The sequence below is a fragment of the Nesterenkonia haasae genome, from assembly GCF_010119385.1.
Classification (GTDB): domain Bacteria; phylum Actinomycetota; class Actinomycetes; order Actinomycetales; family Micrococcaceae; genus Nesterenkonia; species Nesterenkonia haasae.
On sequence record NZ_VFIE01000019.1, the window covers coordinates 52,105 to 69,891 of the forward strand.

The window sequence follows — 17,787 nt, forward strand, 5'->3', positions numbered from 1 at the left end:
AATAATCACTCCCATCGGCTCTGGCGTTAGCACCTTGCCGCATAGGCCGGTTGCTGCGACGTCTTCGGGCCAGATCCCTCAGTCGCTCTGGATGGTTTAGTACAACGGGAGCAACTGTAATTGTTCAGCCTGGTGATCCGCAAAAGCACCGTGGCGGTCACGTCACAAGTCGTAAGAATGTTCGCTCACCCGGCCGATCCCGAGTCTCCGATCGCGTTGAGCCCCTCAGGGAGCGTGCCATTGATCTCATAGTCTCCGATCGACCGGGCTCGAAAGACGATGGGATTGTGCGTGCCAATAGTCTGCGCGTTGCGCCAGTGGCGGTCCAGTGCCTTGGTCCTCAGCGTGGCGGAGGCCCCCACCGTCTGGAACAGCTCCTGAGTGACGCTCAGGACCAGGTCAGGGACGGTCACCTGCGCCTTTTCCACCGCAATCTCCGCATCGTAGACCTCCGTCGGGAGGCTTCCTGCGAAATCAGGATCATGTGTTCCCGCTTCGAGACCAGAACGCAAAGCGCGGTCATGGATCCGGGCAGCTTCCAGAACAGCGGCCTCGGCCACGAAAACTTTGGAGGACATCCGACCGATGATCTGTTGAATTAAGGGATCCTGCTTAAATGCTGCCCCTGTTGCCGACGTATTGAAAGTCCGAGTGCGCTTGCGCAAGGTTGCGGTGGCATCCCTGATGGCAGCGTGAGCAATTCCTACCTGCACTGCTAGCAAATACAGCTGGAAGAACGCAGCCTCATGGACGGCTTCGTGAGAGCCTGCGACTCTGTCGAAGACAGCGAGATTGTCAACGTGAACATCATCGAACTGCGTAGTTCCGGTACCCGTGAGTTTCTGACCGAATCCATCCCAATCGTCGACTACCGTCACACCTTCAGCATCACATGCCACCACGGCGAAACGCCGTCCATGCTCTCCCTCACCAGACGCGGCAGAGACCCGGGTGTAGTCAGAGAAGATGGTTCCGGTGGAGTAGGCCTTCTCCCCCGTGAGAGTGGACCGATCCTCGACGGTGGTGAGTTGAGTGTTCAGGGTTCCCAGGGCATTGCCGCCACTTTCGGTAGAGGCATTGCCTACCGTCACGCCCTGAAGGATGCGGGAGTACCAAACATCCTGAACTTCTTCAGCCTGGAATCGCAGAGATTCCACAAATCCGAAGTGCCCCCGGTACAGGTGGGCAATATTGGAATCGGCTTCCGCCAGTGCGATCACCTCTGTGATGAGCTGTTCGACACTGACATCGGGACCGCCGAAGCGGCCGGGCACCCGCATGGCACCGAAACGGTGTTCATCGAGGACGTTCACCTCTTTGAACGGCAAGATTCGGTGGAGGTCACGCTCTACAGCGCCGCCTGCGATCTGTGCAAGCAGTTCGCGAGGGATGACGCTTGGGTACTCGGTGGCAGCTCTCACTGGTGAGCGTCCTCAGGCGTCGCCACTGGTGAAGTCAGTCCAGATCTCTTCAGCGTTATCCAGGGTGATGAAATCGGCGTAGTCGATGACGCCACCCTGATACTCCTCAAACCACTGTTCCACCTCGGGTGATTGGAAGGCGTCCTGTAGGGCCTGCGCCTGGTCTTCTGTCACACCCTCGGGCCCCACCGCCACAACACAGGTGAAAGGCGTGCGCACCTCATCGCGCCCATCCTCGAGGTGAACCAAAGTCTCATCAACCTCGTATCCGGCCTCAGCAACAAGTCGGACGAAAGCGAAACCGAGGTCGACATCGGGCAGCACTTGGGCCCCAGACTGTTGATCGGTCTCAACGAACTGGAGGTCTCGCGGATTCTCGGTGATGTGGTTCTGGGTCAGTTCGATCACTGAGACTTCCTGATCGATCTCAATGAGCCCGGCGTCGGCCAGCAGCTGCAACGCTCGTCCATTATTGGACGGGTCCACCGGGAGGTTGACCTCGGCCCCCTCGGGAATGTCGTCAATGTCGTCGTATTCCAGCGAGAACAGCCCCGAAGGGGCGTAGTAGACCGAGAACAGGGGCTCAACCTCGGTGTCATTTGAGTTGTTGAAGTTGTTCAAATAAGCCAGGTGTTGGAAATAGTTAGCCTCGTACTCACCTGTCTGCACCACCTGGTTGGGCTGGTTGATGTCAGTCATATAGGTGATGTCGAGCTCGTAACCCTGTTCTTCGAGGAGCTCCGCAGCGATCTCCGCGGGTTCCTGGAACGGGGCGGACTCGGTGACCACAATGCTGATCGTCTCTTCATCCTCGCCCGCCAGACCACAGCCGGTGGCGGTCAGCGCCAATGCTGGCAGGGCGGCGGTGAAGGTGAGCAGGCGGCGTCGAACGTTCATTGTTTCTCTTTCTGATACGAGGGAAAATAAAAACGAAGAGCGTCAGGCGGAGACGCGCTTATCAGTCCAGCGGGCGGCGCGGGTGCCGCCGTACTGAACGACGGTCACCAGAATGACCATCAGTACACACGCCACGACCATGGTTTCCGTCTCATACCGGTAGTAGCCGTAGCGGATGGCGAGATCGCCGATACCGCCGCCTCCGACCAGACCCGACATGGCTGAGTACGAAATGAAGCTGACAGTGGTGATGGTGATGGACCCGATGATCGCCGGTTTGGCATCAACGAGGAGCACATTGCGAATAATCTGTCCTCGCGTGGCACCCATAGCTCGCGAAGCCTCGACGGCGCCAGTGCCCAGTTGAGTGATGTTCTGCTCCACAAGCCGTGCGAAGTAAGGAATCGCGTTGATCGTCAAGGGTACGATCACTGCTGCTGTCCCCACGGAAGTGCCCACAATCAGCCGCGTGAAGGGGATAATCGCGATGAGCAGGATCAGGAACGGGAAAGAGCGGACCATGTTGACCAACGCAGAGACCACCGCATGTGACTTCGGCGTGGGCTTAAGCCCAGCCGGAGCGTGACTCCAGAGCCAGATGCCCAGTGGAGTGCCCAGCAGGACAGCCAGTGGGATCGCCACCCCAATCATCGCGAAGGTTTCCAGCATCGCCTGATTAATTTCTGGCAGGCGCTCCAGAACGACGTCGAAGCTCATCAGCGCAGGCCTCCCTCGACCGCAGCGAAGATTTTGTTCTCACGCGGAGCAACCTCATCGCGGCGCTGCGGGTCAACCTGCTGGTCGTAGTACTGCACTCCTTCTGCAGCGGGGTCGAAGCCCTCTGACACCCCGGATGTTCCGGCCCGCCGGACACTGATCCCGTCGGACACCAGGTAGCGGCCGATTGAGGTCGTGGGGGCAAAACCCTCCCGGCGCAATTCCGTGGCGGGAAACTTCTCAACCACACGCCCCTCCTCCATTACCGCGACATGATCGGCAAGTGCTTTGATGACTTCCATCTCATGGGTCACGATCACCACCGTGATACCGAACTCAGTGTTGATATCGGCCAGATACTGCAAGACGGTGGCAGTGGTAAACGGGTCAAGGGCAGAGGTCGGTTCATCACACAGCAGCACCTCAGGCTTGGTGGCCAGCGCGCGCGCGATCGCTACCCGTTGCTTCTGCCCGCCGGAGAGTTGTGCCGGATAGTTCTTGGTCTTATCCGTGATGTCAACAATCTCCAAGGCCTCCGCTGCCCGCCGACGTCGTTCAGTCTTGTCCTTCACACCTGAGAACTTCAGCGAAAGTTCCACGTTCTGCAGCACGGTGAGGTTATTGACCAGGTTGAAACCCTGAAAGATCATGCCAATGTGATGGCGGGCTCGACGGAGTCCTTCGGCGTTCAGCCCGGTGAGCTCCGTGTCACCGACCCATACCTGTCCCGTGGTGGGCCGTTCGAGAAGATTGATGTTCCGCAGAAGCGTTGATTTTCCAGCCCCAGAGAAGCCAATAATCCCTTGGATACTTCCATCTGGAATCTCCAAAGAAACATCATCGACTGCCACAATCGGTTCCTTGCCGCCGGCAGCGAACGTCGTGGACACACCGCGAAGCGAAATCATGAGCTATCTCCATCGTTCTGGCGTTAGCACCTTGCCATAACGGCCGGTTGCTGCGACGTCTGCGGGCCAGATCCCTCGGTCGCTCTGGATGGTGTACAACACCGTACTCTACGTGCTGAACATATCCCCGCGTCAAACCGCGTTCACAGAATGTCACCTACTGGGTTTGTGGTGAATCACTCCACCACCAGGCGCAGAACCTATGTCTCAGAGTGTGACGCTGTGTTTGATCTTTCCATGGATTGAGTCGTACTGTTTCCGGGTAACCATCCCGAGCGGCTGAGAGATCTGGCTCAGTGAGGCCGCAGCAACCCGGGGTTCGACGTGCTTCCAAGCCAGGGAGCCAGCGTTCGTGCCGGGTGCTACCGCCAGGACCGATGGGAGAGATCTTTAGTGAACATTTCAGCGCCTACAGTGCTTCGAGGCCCGAACAACGGGATGCCCCTGCGCGGCACCGCTCTGCTCTGTTCCGCCCGTACCTGAGCCCGGGAAGCACACCAACTCCTCGGCGCTGCTGCACCCTGGCATTTTTTGCACCCCGGCCCTATGCAGCCGCCATCTCTACCCATGTCCAGAACCCTCGGAGGTCAGATTGTCCCGCCAGCCACTCGTACTCAGTGCCTTTCTCATGAACACCACCAGTCACATTATTGGTGGTGCGTGGCGGCTCGAGGAGGCTCAACAGCATCGCTTCAATGAACTGCCCCACTGGGTTTCATTGGTCAAGAAACTTGAAAACTCAGGTTTTGACATCGCATTCTTTGCTGATGTGGTCGGCCTCTACGGTGACCATGAGGGCGGCTGGGCCTCTCATGTGCGCAGGGGTCTCCAGGTGCCCTCCAATGATCCGCTGGTTTTGTTGTCCGCACTGGCGGCCGTCACCGACCGGATCGGTCTTGCTCTGACCTCCTCGGTAATTCAGGCTCATCCCTTCACCTTCGCCCGCCAGCTCTCCACCCTCGATCATCTGTCCGGCGGCCGGGTGGGGTGGAACGTCGTGACGAACTCGCAGGAGAACGCCCATAAGAACTTCGGCGCCAGCGGCTTGGCCAAACACGACGATCGGTACGCGTGGGCGGAAGAATACCTCGAGGTCTGCTACAAGCTCTGGGAAGGGTCATGGGAGGATGGAGCCCTCCTGCAGGACAAAAATTTCTCCCACGACCGCGGGCACGGTCTCCACGCAGATCCGGCCAAAGTAGCCAAAATCAACCACGCCGGTGAACGTTACTCCGTAGAGGGCCCGCACCTTTCGTCGCCGTCCCCACAACGGACCCCGTACCTGTTCCAAGCCGGGTCCTCCGACCGCGGCCGAGATGTGGCTGCCGCTCATGCCGAGGCCACATTCTCCATGGCTCCACGCCGAGACATTGCTGCCGCCCACGCACAGGATGTCCGCGAGCGCACCGCCCGATTCGGCCGTCGACCGGAGGATGTGAAATTTATTCAGGGCCTGTCCTTTGTCATTGGAGCGACCGAAACCGAAGCTCAGGAAAAAGCTCGAAATCTGGATGACGCCATTGACGATCACGCCCTGATCGCCCATACGGCCGGCAGCATCGGGGTAGATGTCGGACACCTTCCCATTGACACTCCCTTGGAAGACCTCGAACACACCGAAGGCGCGCAGGGCCATCTCTCCGAGATCAAGAAGATCGCTCCCAACGGCCGGGTCACGCTGCGTGACCTTGCGCACTTCCGCGCCCAATCCACTCGGGTGGTGGGCACCCCGGACCAGATCGCAGATGAGCTTGCCGCGTGGCAGGACGCAGGGATCGACGGCATCAATGTCATGAACTCTACGATTCCGGGTTCCTATGACGAGTTCATAGACCATGTGCTGCCGGTGCTGCGCGACCGTGGACTAGCCCGAGCCGCTGAAGAAACGAGCAGTCCCACCAGCCTACGAGCACGCCTTACCGGATCCGATCAGCTTCCCGACTCCCATCCAGCAGCTGCCTACCGCGGGGCCTTCGCTCACCTGACAGCCGCAGCCACAGAAACCCCCAAAGACGAGCTTCTGCGCCGCTGAGCGCCAAGAAACCCACTACCGGTGACACCACCGACTCACCCCACACATCAAGGAGCACCATGACTAAGAAGAATCACTCGCAGAGCCGCAGACACGGCGTGGCCCTGACTGCCAGCACCTCAATCCTGGCCCTGACGCTCGCCTCATGCGCCAGTGCCGGCGCCGAAGCGGAGGGAGACGCATTCGCCGGTGAACATGAGGGTCAAGAACTCAACATTCTGCTCAACGCCTCCCATGAAGGGGCCGGTGACTGGCTCGCTGAGGGATTTGAGGAGGAGACCGGCGTCGTTGTGAATGTCACGACAGTTCCTTACGACGAGATAGCCTCCCAGTTGACCTTGGACCAGCAGTCGGGTGCCAATGTCTACGATGTCTCGGCCCCTTGGTACGTCTCCCTGGGCGACCTTGCCGCCGACAACAGCATCCAGCCCATCACGGAGTTCGTTGAAGAAAGCCCAGACATTGACGTGGACGACTTCATTCCCACCATTTGGGAGCCCTATGCGTATGTTGAGGACGAAATTTACGGACTGCCCTTCGACGGTGACATTCACGCATTGTTCTACAACACAGAGATTCTGGAACGCAATGGGTTTGACGCACCACCAGCCACCTGGGATGAATATGCCGAGCAGGTAGCGACCATCACCGAAAATGAGAGCGACGACGGCGTCTACGGTGCCGCAGTCTTCGGTGAGCAGTCACCGCTCATTCTCGGCGCCAGCTTTGCCAACCGTTTAGCAGGCTTTGGTGGCGAGTTCCTCGATGAGAACGGAAACCCCGCCATCAACTCCCCGGAAGCCGTTGCCTCTCTGGAAGCTCTCGAGGACATCTGGGACGAGGCCCTGCCCACTCCCGCCGAGACCGACTTCGGTGCTGGAAATTCCGCATGGTTCGCCGGCAATGTGGCCTTTATCGAGAACTGGACCGACCTCGGTGTCCGGTCTCAGGATCCTGATTCAGGCTCTGAGGTCATCGATGAGTGGGGTGTGACGTACTTGCCACGCGCCGACGCCGAGGATGATCCGCGCGCGTCACTCGTCGCAGGATTCAGCTGGGTAGTCGCGGGCAATACGGACAACGCCGATCTGGCCCAGCAGTTCATCGAATGGGCTGCCTCCACCGAGGTCAACTCTGAACTTCTGACCGCCCTGCCTCCGACGGGCATCGACCCCAACCGTATTTCCTCTCTGGAAGACGAAACCTATGGTGAGGAGTTCCCCGAACTTCAGGAAGTCAACGCCTCCACGCTGCATGGCGCCCTGGCATGGCCCACCGGCCAAAACGCCACTGAAGCGGCGCAGGTCCTCACCGATGAACTCGCTGCCCACCTCTCCGGCCAGCGCAGTTCGGCCCAAGAGACTTTGGACACGGTCCAAAGCGAATGGGAGAGGCTCCTTGTCGACTGATATCTCTGCGGAGCCCCGTTACCAACACGGCTCGATGGCAGAGCCCTCTGCTGCTGCCAAGCCGCCTGGGCTTCCGAATAGTTCCGGAAGTCCCAGGCGGCGGCGCCCCCGGGCACAGGTGTACCATCGGATCTTCATCAGTCCCAGCGTGTTGGTTCTTCTGGTACTGGCGGCTTACCCGCTAGTATTCATCGCCTCGGCCGCCCTGACCCGGTCAAGTTTGGGCAACCCGTTCCAAGAGTTTGTGGGTGTGGCCAATTTTCAGTCAGCGGTAGGGTCACCTGCCGTTCGCGACTCCCTGGCATTGGGCACCGGTTATGCCTTCGGAGTAGCGATTGCTTCCACCATCCTGGGGAGCGTCACCGCCGTAGCGCTGTGGCGGTCACTGCACGCGGGAGCGTTCGTGCGGACTGTCCTGCTGCTACCCATGATTGTGCCTCCAGTGGTCGTCGGCATTCTGTTCGGTTTCATTTTCAGCCCTTCGGGTGGACTTCTGCACACCCTGATTCGCCGCTTTACTCCGGGTTCGGGCACCTACGCGGTGCTTTCGGACACCACATGGGCGATCTTCGGAGTGGCGCTGGCTGATGTGTGGGAGTGGACGCCGTTGGTGGTGCTGCTGGTTTTCACCGCCCTGCTGGGCCAACAGCCAGAGATCATTGAGGCCGCCCAGCTGGATGGTGCCAGCGGCTACCAGATGTTCCGACACATTACTTTGCCCGCAGTCGCCGGCACGATCGTCGCCGCATTCATGATTCGGCTCATTCTGGCGTTCAAAGTCTTCGACCTGGTCTATGTGATGACTTCAGGAGGTCCCGGGTCCTCCACGCAGGTGCCAGCGTTCCTCATCTGGCGGTCTGCCCTGCAGAACTTCGATGTGGGTATCGCGGCGACCATCACACTTCTGCTGGCGGTTGTGGTCACTGTGGTCACGATTCCCGTTTTCCTGATCTCAAAGAGGCTCCGCAATGACTGACACTACGAACACCACCCGGGCTGCTCAGGCGCTCACGTCCCGCCGGTTCCGCACCAGACTGCCTACCCCGGGCAAACCACGTCCGTCACTGCTCGCCAATACCTGGGTGGGGCTCAGCGTCGTGGTGGTCCTGGTGCCGTTGCTCTACCTGCTGTCCATATCTTTCATGACTCAGGGGCAGATCGCCTCAGGGATTCTGCTGCCCACCCAGCCGGCCTTCAGCAACTGGTCCAACGCGTGGGACTCTGCGATTCCGCGTGGGGTCCTCAACTCACTCGGGGCAGCCTTCGGGGGTGCGATCCTGACGCTGCTGCTGGCTCTTCCAGGCGCCTGGGCAATCGCCAGACACCGGACGGGGGGCAAGGCACTAGCTGGTCTCATTCTGAGTCCCTGGCTGCTTCCTCCGATCGTGGCGATCATCCCGCTGCTGACACTCTTGCGCATCCTGGGTCTGACGAACACTCTAGAAGGCTTGACCCTGGTCTACGCACTGATCAATGTGCCTGTGGCCATCTGGCTGCTCGACGGGTTCATCCGCCGCATTCCTGTGGAGATCGAAGAAGCTGGACGAATCGATGGAGCCAATGAGGGGCAGCTGTTGCTGCGTGTGGTCACTCCCATGTTGGCGCCGGCCCTGATAGCGGTCGGTGTGATCGCCGCAATTCTGAACTACAACGAGTTTCTCTTCGCCACGTTCCTGACTCAAAGTCAGGACAGCCAAACGGTACCCGTGCTGTTGGCCGGGATGCTCAGCGAGCGGGTCCAAGACTTTGGCCGGATCGCCGCGTCCTCATTGATCGCCGTGATCCCAGTTTTCACCGTGGCTGTCATTCTGCAGCGCTATCTCATCGAGGGACTGACAACAGGTGCAGTGAAGTAACCCCGCCCGCACCCATAGGCGGGGTTCCGGCGGCTCAGAGTTCGGAGGAGACCGACCAGATGTTGATGCCCGTGTCCCCCTGCGTGATGGTATCGATGGCGGTGAGCTCCTCGGACGAGAAACGTGTGTTGCTCACAGCTGCGAGGTTCTCGTCCAACTGCGCAGTTGACGAGGCCCCCAGTAGGACTGAAGTGGCACCGCCATCACGCAGCAGCCACGCGATAGCCAGCTGAGCCAGGGTTTGCCCACGCGCTGCAGCGACGTCGTTGAGCTGCCGCAACCTGTTGAGGTTGTCGTCACTGAGGTGGTGACCCAGCAAAGATGACCGGCCTCCGGAGGGCTTTGCCTGCGGGTCCTTGAGGTACTTATCAGTAAGCAGCCCCTGTGCCAACGGAGTGAAGGCAATCGACCCCAGCCCCGTCTCCTCCAGGGTGTCCAGCAGGCCGTCTTCGACCCATCGGTTGAGCATGGAATAGGCGGGTTGGTGAATCACCAATGGAGTGCCCAGCTCCCGGGCGATGCGCGCGGCCTCCCGGGTGCGTTCCGCTGAATAAGACGATATCCCCACATAGAGGGCTTTGCCAGAACGCACGGCGGCGTCCAACGCCTCGATGGTCTCTTCCAGTGGGGTGTCTGGGTCCACCCGATGGGAGTAGAAGATATCAACGTAGTCGAGTCCCATCCGGCCCAGGGCTTCATCCAAGCTGGCCAGAGTGTACTTTCGGGACCCGAAATTCCCGTACGGTCCAGGCCACATATCCCACCCGGATTTGGAAGAGATGACCAGTTCATCGCGGTAGGGCTTGAGATCTTTGGCCATGATGCGTCCGAAATTCTCTTCCGCCGCACCATAGGGGGGACCGTAATTATTGGCCAGATCGAAGTGAGTGATCCCGGCGTCGAAGGCGTGCCGGATGATTTCGCGCTGATTGGCGAAGGGAGTGGAATCTCCGAAGTTCCACCACAGGCCCAATGAGATCGGAGGCAGCAGCAAACCACTGCGTCCTACGCGCCGGTAATTGAACTGTGAGTACCGATCCTCGGCTGCCGCGTAGGGGGTATGGGTCTCCTGACCCCAAGCGGATACATCCACAGACTGTGTCACTGGTACTCCTTCATTGTGTTGGGACTCCCTGGGGCTACTGTACCGAGCCGCGTCAGCTCAGGTGTAGAGGGACAGGGGTTGGAGTTCATCGTTGAGGAAGTGGGCACCCACTTCGAGTTTCTTATAGTCCACCGGATCGTGCAGGGAGTGCGTGCGAATATTGCGCCAATAGAGGTCGAACCCGTGTTTGGAGGCCGTAGAGGATGTGCCTGTGGCTTCAAAGATCTGGTGGGTCAGTTGTGTGGCCACATCTGATGAGACGACTTTCAGTTCAGCAATCTCGACGGCGAGTTCTCCGCGCAATTGGGCGCTCACGCCGTTTCCCAGAGCCACGACGTCTTCGAACCGCCGATTCACTTGCCCGGCCAGGGCCGCCACTGCGGCCGTTTGTGCTTTGAAATCACCCACCAGCCGCTGCACGAAGGGGTCGTGACGGTATTTCTCCGCCGGTGAGAGGAACCAGGAATTGGGCCGCGCGTTGATGAGCTCGCGAGCTTTTCCCAGTGCACCTTCGGCGATGCCCAGATAGAGGTTGCCGAACGCCAATTGGATCCCTGCGGTGACAAGTGTGGAGTAGGGTTCATCGCTCAGGGCGTCCAACACATCGTCAGGGCGGACGTCCACTTGGTCATAGGTGACGGTATTGGACGAGGAAAGCCGCTGACCTAAGAAATCCCAGTCATCCACATAGTTCACGCCCTTCCGGCCGTTTTCCAGTACGAAGGTGAGGACTTTGCCTTCCTCCGGACCGGCGGTGATTCGGGCGTTGACTAGCAGGGCGTCCCCTACTACGGAGCCGGTGGAGTAGCGTTTCTTTCCTGTCAGCACCCAACCGCCGCCAGCGGGTTCAAGTCTCAGATCGGGGTCAGTGGGGTTGACCGAGTCACCCCAGATCCACTGACCGGCCACTGTGTCGCGGTACCAGCGTTCCCGCTTCTCCGGGTGCGCAATGGTAAAGACGATGTTGCCTGCGTTGATGTAGTGATAGGCCAGCAGCTGAGCGATGGAGGCATCAGCACGGGCCAGTATTCGCACTGCCTCGAATGCGGTCGACCAGTGGGCCCCTCCGCCTCCGTATTCCTGGGGGATCAGGAGAGTCACGAGGCCAGATTCCTTCAGCAGCTTGGTCTCAGCATACGGAGTTTCATTGGCGCGATCTCGGGCCACAGCGTCCTGCGCCAGAGTCTCCGCGACGTGCTCGGCTACCTGACTCCAGTGCTGGACTTCTTCCGGGGTGGCGTTTCCGGTCCAGTGTGAGCGTGGTGTTTCAGTCATCGGTGGTCGTCTTTCTGTCATCTCGCGCACAGACCGGACCGGGGTCCGGTGCTGGCTCCTGCGGCGTGGGGGGGGGTGGAAAGTGAGTGGGTCAGACCGTCGTGGCGTTCTGTGGTTCGCCGACGCTCCACAGTCGCACCGGCGCAGTGCCGTTGACCCGGTGGTCCCCGGCAATGCGCGCCTTGTAGATCCACGGATTGTGGCTGGTCACGGTGCGGGCGTTGCGCCAATGCCGGTCCAGGGCTTTCGAACGGTCTGTTCCGGAGGCACCAAGAGTGTCGAGGATCCGACCGGTAGCTTCCAGCACTGGCTTATGCAGAGCGACCTGTGCGCGACCAGTGGCAAGCTCGACCTCGTTGGCCACATTCTCCTGGGTGTCTTTGCTGAACTCACGGCTAGCGAAGGCTCGATCTAGCACACGGGCAGTCTCCAGGACCTGGGCACGGGCTAGGGCTGCCACGGCGTCGACCTCGCCGACGGCCTGAAGGATTTGCGGGTCGGTGGCCGGGCGGCGGGTGTTGGCGTGGGAGTAGGTACGCGTGCGGGTTGATACTGCCTGCGCGATGTCCCGGGTAGCGGCCTCAGTGATACCAGCCAACACGATCAGCAGGATGTGCTGATACAGCGCAGTTTGGTAGGGGAATCTGTCGGTGAGCAGCCTGATCTCGGACTCGGCCACTTTCGCATCGTGGAGAGTAGTCGAGCCTGACCCAGTGGTCCGTTGGCCGAAGCCGTTCCAGTCATCGCTGATGGTGACTCCCGGCTGGTCCCGCTGCACCACCACACCTAGTTCATTGCCCTCTTCGTCGCGGGCGGTGACATCGAGCCAGTCGGCAAAAATGGATCCGGTGGTGTAGTACTTCACGCCGTTGACTACAGGACCCTCGGGGGTCTGCGACACCACGGTCCCTGACTGGTGGAAGCCGCCTTTGCCGGGCTCGGTCCAGGCGTTGCCGGCCAGTTCGCCGGCGCCGATGCGTTCAAGCCAGCCGCGAGCCACCACGTCCTGGTGTCCCCGCCACATCGCGTCCTCCTGCACGGCCAGGTGGCCGCGGAAGATCTGCGGAATGTTGCTGTCCTGAGCGGCGAGCTCCAGCAGCACCTCCGTGGTCTCCACCCAGGAGAGCCCGAATCCTCCGGACTCTGCCGGGACTCTGAGCCTGCCGAGACCCGCATCTGCGAGCCTGCGGACCTCCTCATAGGCCAGCGTGCGGTCCAGTTCGCGGTTGAGCGCGTTCTCTCCGGCATCAGCGATGGCTGCCAGCAGCTCCTCCGGCAGGGCAAGATCAGACACAGGGGTACGAGCATTCATGGTTTTCTCCTCCATCGTCTCTGGCATTAGCACCGGCCCTTGACAGGGGGTTGCTGCGATGTCTGCGGGCCAGATCCCTCGATCGCTCTTGATGGTCGTGACGCCTGAAAAGTTCAAGGCGCATTTACTCTAATGCTCAAGTGGCGAAGTTTCCCAAATTGGCCCCGAATCAATGTCATGCAGCGTCATGACCAGGGATGGGGAAAGTCTCGAAATGTGACATGCCTTTTTGCTCGGTCGCCGTCAAGAGGCGTACGGTTGGTGATGTCCATCCCGAGCGGCCGAGAGATCTGGCTCTGTGACGCTGCAGCAACCCGGAACCTGCCGGGTGCTACCGCCAGGTTCGATGGGAGATTCTCTATGACTTTGTCTGCTGCAACCCTCGCGAAGCCCGCTATGAGCGCTGCCGCCTTGGATCCGTTGGAACTCCGCGCTGCCTTCGCCCAATTCCCTCAAGGCATCGTTGTGGTAGCTGCCGAGATCAACGGCAGTCCACAAGGTCTGGTGGCTTCCACATTCACTGTTGGGGTTTCCCTTGAACCACCGCTGGTGACCTTCGCCGTCCAACACACATCGGGCACCTGGCCGCTGTTGCGTGACGAAGCGTCCCACCTCGGCGTATCCATTATCGGCTCTGATCAGCAGGGACTGTGCCGGAAGATCGCGTCCAAAGACAGGGCTCAACGCTTTACAGACGTGGATTACGCCACCGACGACGACGGCACCCTAGTTCTCGCTGAAACGCCCTTGTGGCTGAAAACCAGAATCTACAATCAGTTCACGGCGGGCGACCATGACATTGTGGTCCTGGAGGTCCTTGACCTCGCAGCGGATCCGACACGGAACGGCTTAGTTTTCCACCAAAGTGCCTTCACTCCTCTACCGTCCAGCGAGGCCTGAGCGGCAGTGAGCACGTCCTTGCCCACGGAGCACCAGTCTGCCCAGAGTCTGTCCGCCGATCCCTTCACTGCAGATGTCCATTGCTGGAACGAGCCGGTGAGCCGAGACCCAGAACGTGAGCCCGACCGGCTAGCCTTCTGGGCGAAGGCTGCGGGCCTCCTGGATTGGCATACGCCATGGCACACTACGCACTCCTGGACTCCCCCGAACCCGGAAATGGGCCGCGGACCAGATATTCAGTGGTTCGCCGGAGGTCACCTCAACGCCGCAGTCAACTGCGTTGACAGGCATGTCACGGCGGGACGCGGCAATAGGGTGGCTCTGCACTTTGAGGGAGAGCCCGGGGATGCTGAATCGGTGACATACGCGGATCTTCAACGCCGCGTTCACCAGGCGGCCAACGCCTTGGAACGTCTAGGGGTCGGCGTCGGAGACCGTGTAGTCATCTACCTTCCGGTGTTGATCGAGACCATTGTGATCACCTTGGCCTGCGCTCGTATTGGCGCAATCCACCAACTCGTTTTCGGAGGATTCTCCGCCGAGGCCCTCCGGTTCCGGGTTGAAGACACCGGTGCCAAACTGCTGGTCACCACCGACGGCCAGTACCGCCGCGGCTCAGCGGTGCCGGTGAAAGCCAATGCAGACGCCGCCGTAGCGGGGCTCACAGTTGATAACGGCGGGACTGTGGAACATGTCCTCGTGGTGCGCAGGACCGGCTCGGAGGTCAGCTGGAACAGCGACGACCTCAATGGGAACGGTTTAGGCCGTGATCTGTGGTGGCATGACGTGGTGGAGTCAGCCGCCGCAGACCATCAACCGCAGTTCTTTGAGGCTGAGACTCCGCTGTTCATCATGTACACCTCAGGAACGACCGGGAAACCCAAAGGACTAGTGCACACCACAGGTGGTTACCTCACGGGAGCACTGGTCAGCTACCTGCGGCTCTTCGCCAACCCAGATCCGGACCAGCGCGCCCATGATGTGCACTGGTGCACTGCGGACCTAGCCTGGGTGACTGCTCACACCTATGAGCTCTACGGTCCGCTGGCCGCCGGCGCCACACAGGTGATCTATGAAGGCGTTCCCAATGTTCCGCACCCGGGGCGGCACTTCGATATTATTCAGCGGCACCGGGTGACCAGCTACTACACTGCCCCCACCCTGGTGCGTTCATTGATGGGCTGGTTCCCCGATGGAGTACCTGCAGAATATGACCTGAGCTCGATCCGCATCGCTGGCACTGTGGGTGAGGCCGTCAACCCGGAGGCGGCTAGCTGGTTGCGCGCACAGATCGGCCGGGACACTGTGACCTCGGATGGGAAGCCCGACCTACCATTAGTGGATACCTGGTGGCAGTCTGAATCCGGGTCCACGGTGCTGAGTCCGCGGCCTGAATCTGCTCACCAGAAACCGGGAAGTGTGGCCCAGGAGATGCCCGGGTGGGGAGCAGACGTCGTCGATGATGACGGAAAAACCACCGCCCCAGGTACGCAAGGCCATGTGGTGCTGACCCATACTGGCCCATCCATGGCACGGACTGTATGGGGCAATCCGCTGCGGTACTTCACCAGTTACTGGGAGAAATACGCAGACAAAGGGTGGTTCCTGGCCGGGGATGCCGGCCAACGGGATCACGATGGTGATATTTGGATCCTTGGCCGCACCGATGACGCGATCAATGTCTCCGGCCACCTGCTGTCCACCATTGAAATTGAGTCCGCCCTGATCAGTCACCCCGATGTGGTGGAGGCCGGCGTGGCACCTGTGTACGACGCAACCTCTGGACATGCCGCCGTGGCATTCGTGGTGCTCACCGGCGCTGCTGAGCGGCGCGTTGAGCAGGACCAAGTGGCCGAATCGGAGCTGCGGAGCGCACTTCGGAACCATGTAGCCCAGGTCATCGGCCCGGTTGCCAAACCCCGGACGGTGATCCCCGTGCCTGAGGTGCCCAAGACTCGATCGGGGAAGATTATGCGGCGACTCCTGACCCAGCTGCATGACGGCGAACCCCTGGGCGACACCACAAGCTTGCAGAATGAGCCCTGCGTGCCGCAGATACAACAGATCTGCGAGACGCGCAGAACAGCACCCGCGAAGGAGAACACATCAGTATGACCAGCGACCACCAGTTTGGTTTCCGCACCCGTGCGCTGCACGCCGGGGCAGTCCCCGACGCCACCTACGGCACCCGGGCAGTGCCCATCCACCAGTCCACGTCCTTCGTGTTCAAAGACACTGACGATGCCGCCAATCTGTTCGCGCTGCAGAAGTTCGGAAACATTTACTCAAGGATCGGCAATCCGACAGTCGCTGCCATGGAAGAACGCCTAGCGTCTTTAGAAGGTGGAATCGGAGCGGTCGCGACCGCATCCGGTATGAGCGCGGAGTTCTTGGTCTTCGCCGCACTGTGTCAGCAGGGTGACCACATAGTGGCCAGCTCAAAGCTCTATGGCGGCACCATCACCCAGTTGGATGTCTCGCTGCGTCGGTTCGGCATCGAGACCACATTCGTTAACTCAGACGAAGCCGAAGACTTCAAGGCGGCACTGCAGGAGAACACCAAGCTGGTCTTCACTGAAGTGGTGTCCAATCCCTCCTCGGATGTGGTCGATCTTCCGGGTCTTGCCAAGGTGGCTCACGAGCATGGAGTGCCGCTGGTGGTTGATTCGACTCTTACCACCCCCTACCTGTTCCGCCCGCTGGAACATGGTGCAGATATCGTGACTCACTCGGTGACCAAGTTCTTAGGCGGGCACGGCACCACACTGGGCGGCGTCGTCATAGAATCAGGCCGGTTCCCCTGGGACAACGGGAAATTCCCCCAGATGACGGAACCGGTGGATTCCTACGGCGGCCTGTCCTGGTGGGGAAACTTCGCCGAATACGGCTTCCTCACCAAACTGCGGGCCGAACAGCTGCGCGACTTCGGTCCGAGCCTCACTCCCCAGGCTGCCTTCCAACTGATTCAGGGAATTGAAACTCTGCCGCAGCGTATGACCGAGCACACCAAGAATGCTCAGCGGGTCGCGGAGTGGTTGGAGGCCGATCCGAGGGTGGATTACGTGCGGTTCTCTGGGCTCCCCAGCCACCCTCATCATGAGCGGGCCAAAGAGCTGCTGCCTCATGGCGTGAGCTCCGTCTTCAGCTTTGGGATCGCCGGCGGCCGGGACAATGGCATCCGGTTCATCGAGTCGCTTCAGCTGGCCAGCCACCTGGCGAATGTCGGCGATGCCCGGACACTGATCCTGCACCCCGCCTCCACCACGCACCAGCAGCTGAGTGAGGCTCAATTGGAGGCCGGCGGAATTCCTGCGGACATGATCAGGATTTCTGTGGGGCTTGAGGACGTTGAAGACATCATCTGGGACCTGGACCAGGCCCTGGAGACAGCCACCAAGGGAGAGTGAAGAGATGACGACGACGCCAACAGCCACTGAGAACAGCTCGGCAGAACACCCGCACGGGGTGTGGGAAGAGCCCGGAGCGGCGCGACGGCTGCAACTGTTGCGCAGTGCGAATTCTGTGGCGATCATCGGGATGAGCGACAAACCCTCCCGTGCCAGCTACTTCGTGGCGACCTACCTTATGTCGGACTCCAGTTACCAGCTGTACTTCGTCAATCCGCGGCTGGTCGGCAAGACGATCTTCGGTGAACCCGGTTATGCCTCACTGGCCGACCTTCCGGAAGCCCCGGATGTGGTGGTGGCCTTCCGCAAGCCTGAGGACCTCCCAGAACTGGCGCAGGAAGCTGCCGCGGTCGGAGCGAAGACCCTGTGGGTGCAGCTGGGCATCCATTCGGACGAAGCGATGCAGGTGGCCACCGATCTGGGGCTCAACGCTGTACAGAACCGGTGCATCAAGATTGAACATGGACGGTTCCACGGCAACCTGCACCTGGGCGGCTTCGACACTGGTGTGATCAGCGCCAAACGGCAGATTGTTGACCGCTGAACAG

Annotated in this window: 15 protein-coding genes and 5 riboswitches; of the genes, 8 read left to right on the plus strand and 7 right to left on the minus strand. The window is 60.3% G+C overall.

Annotated elements, in window-relative coordinates:
• Nucleotides 1-8: 8 nt before the first annotated feature.
• Nucleotides 9-98: riboswitch (SAM riboswitch) on the minus strand.
• An 87-nt stretch (nt 99-185) separates the two neighbouring features.
• Genes FH975_RS06860 through FH975_RS06875 form a run of 4 tightly spaced genes read right to left on the minus strand, consistent with a single transcriptional unit; the run spans nt 186 to nt 3,943 of the window.
• Entirely contained in the window at nt 186-1,421 is a 1,236-nt protein-coding gene (locus tag FH975_RS06860) for an acyl-CoA dehydrogenase family protein (RefSeq protein WP_162320678.1), read from the minus strand.
• Between the two features lie 12 nt (nt 1,422-1,433).
• A complete protein-coding gene (locus FH975_RS06865) occupies nt 1,434-2,318 on the minus strand; it encodes a MetQ/NlpA family ABC transporter substrate-binding protein (protein ID WP_162320679.1) in 885 nt (294 codons plus the stop codon).
• Between the two features lie 42 nt (nt 2,319-2,360).
• Nucleotides 2,361-3,035, minus strand: coding sequence for a methionine ABC transporter permease (locus tag FH975_RS06870; protein ID WP_162320680.1), 675 nt, complete (start codon nt 3,033-3,035; stop codon nt 2,361-2,363).
• Complete coding sequence (locus FH975_RS06875) at nt 3,035-3,943, minus strand: methionine ABC transporter ATP-binding protein (protein ID WP_162320681.1); 909 nt, start codon at nt 3,941-3,943, stop codon at nt 3,035-3,037. The genes FH975_RS06870 and FH975_RS06875 overlap by 1 nt, the downstream gene beginning before the upstream one ends.
• A 6-nt stretch (nt 3,944-3,949) precedes the next feature.
• Nucleotides 3,950-4,038, minus strand: a riboswitch (SAM riboswitch).
• Nucleotides 4,039-4,206: 168 nt separating this feature from the next.
• A riboswitch (SAM riboswitch) is annotated at nt 4,207-4,327 on the plus strand.
• A 208-nt stretch (nt 4,328-4,535) separates the two neighbouring features.
• Between FH975_RS06875 and FH975_RS06880 the strand changes: the two genes are divergently transcribed.
• The 4 genes from FH975_RS06880 to FH975_RS06895 all read left to right on the plus strand — a co-directional run bounded on the left by FH975_RS06880 (nt 4,536) and on the right by FH975_RS06895 (nt 9,240).
• Nucleotides 4,536-5,975 (plus strand): LLM class flavin-dependent oxidoreductase, encoded by a 1,440-nt coding sequence (locus FH975_RS06880; protein ID WP_268896686.1) that lies wholly within the window; start codon nt 4,536-4,538, stop codon nt 5,973-5,975.
• A 59-nt stretch (nt 5,976-6,034) separates the two neighbouring features.
• The gene (locus FH975_RS06885; RefSeq protein ID WP_162320683.1) at nt 6,035-7,384 is read left to right on the plus strand and encodes an ABC transporter substrate-binding protein; all 1,350 of its coding nucleotides are present in this window, start codon (nt 6,035-6,037) and stop codon (nt 7,382-7,384) included.
• 148 nt (nt 7,385-7,532) lie between these two features.
• On the plus strand, nt 7,533-8,360 hold the full coding sequence (locus FH975_RS06890) for a carbohydrate ABC transporter permease (RefSeq protein WP_328821807.1): 828 nt from the start codon (nt 7,533-7,535) through the stop codon (nt 8,358-8,360).
• Nucleotides 8,353-9,240: a carbohydrate ABC transporter permease gene (locus FH975_RS06895; RefSeq protein ID WP_162320684.1), complete on the plus strand. Its 888-nt coding sequence runs from the start codon at nt 8,353-8,355 to the stop codon at nt 9,238-9,240. The genes FH975_RS06890 and FH975_RS06895 overlap by 8 nt, the downstream gene beginning before the upstream one ends.
• Nucleotides 9,241-9,274: 34 nt before the next feature.
• Here the strand turns inward: FH975_RS06895 and mgrA are convergent, their stop codons facing one another.
• The 3 genes from mgrA to FH975_RS06910 form a co-directional block, all read right to left on the minus strand.
• The gene (mgrA, locus tag FH975_RS06900; protein WP_328821808.1) at nt 9,275-10,345 is read right to left on the minus strand and encodes an L-glyceraldehyde 3-phosphate reductase; all 1,071 of its coding nucleotides are present in this window, start codon (nt 10,343-10,345) and stop codon (nt 9,275-9,277) included.
• A gap of 57 nt (nt 10,346-10,402) precedes the next feature.
• Complete coding sequence (locus tag FH975_RS06905; protein ID WP_162320685.1) at nt 10,403-11,620, minus strand: acyl-CoA dehydrogenase family protein; 1,218 nt, start codon at nt 11,618-11,620, stop codon at nt 10,403-10,405.
• A 91-nt stretch (nt 11,621-11,711) separates the two neighbouring features.
• Nucleotides 11,712-12,932 carry an acyl-CoA dehydrogenase family protein gene (locus FH975_RS06910; protein ID WP_162320686.1) on the minus strand — a complete coding sequence of 407 codons (1,221 nt, stop codon included), beginning with the start codon at nt 12,930-12,932 and terminating at the stop codon, nt 11,712-11,714.
• Between the two features lie 8 nt (nt 12,933-12,940).
• Nucleotides 12,941-13,030: riboswitch (SAM riboswitch) on the minus strand.
• Between the two features lie 167 nt (nt 13,031-13,197).
• Nucleotides 13,198-13,285, plus strand: a riboswitch (SAM riboswitch).
• A gap of 7 nt (nt 13,286-13,292) precedes the next feature.
• Between FH975_RS06910 and FH975_RS06915 the strand changes: the two genes are divergently transcribed.
• From FH975_RS06915 to FH975_RS06930, 4 genes are all read left to right on the plus strand, one after another.
• Nucleotides 13,293-13,832, plus strand: a complete 540-nt coding sequence (locus FH975_RS06915) for a flavin reductase family protein (RefSeq protein WP_235928553.1) — start codon at nt 13,293-13,295, stop codon at nt 13,830-13,832.
• A gap of 96 nt (nt 13,833-13,928) precedes the next feature.
• Nucleotides 13,929-15,947: an acetate--CoA ligase gene (locus FH975_RS06920; protein WP_328821837.1), complete on the plus strand. Its 2,019-nt coding sequence runs from the start codon at nt 13,929-13,931 to the stop codon at nt 15,945-15,947.
• Nucleotides 15,944-17,239, plus strand: coding sequence for an O-acetylhomoserine aminocarboxypropyltransferase/cysteine synthase family protein (locus tag FH975_RS06925; RefSeq protein ID WP_162320687.1), 1,296 nt, complete (start codon nt 15,944-15,946; stop codon nt 17,237-17,239). The genes FH975_RS06920 and FH975_RS06925 overlap by 4 nt, the downstream gene beginning before the upstream one ends.
• Nucleotides 17,240-17,243: 4 nt before the next feature.
• Nucleotides 17,244-17,783, plus strand: a complete 540-nt coding sequence (locus FH975_RS06930) for a CoA-binding protein (RefSeq protein WP_162320688.1) — start codon at nt 17,244-17,246, stop codon at nt 17,781-17,783.
• Nucleotides 17,784-17,787 lie beyond the last annotated feature (4 nt).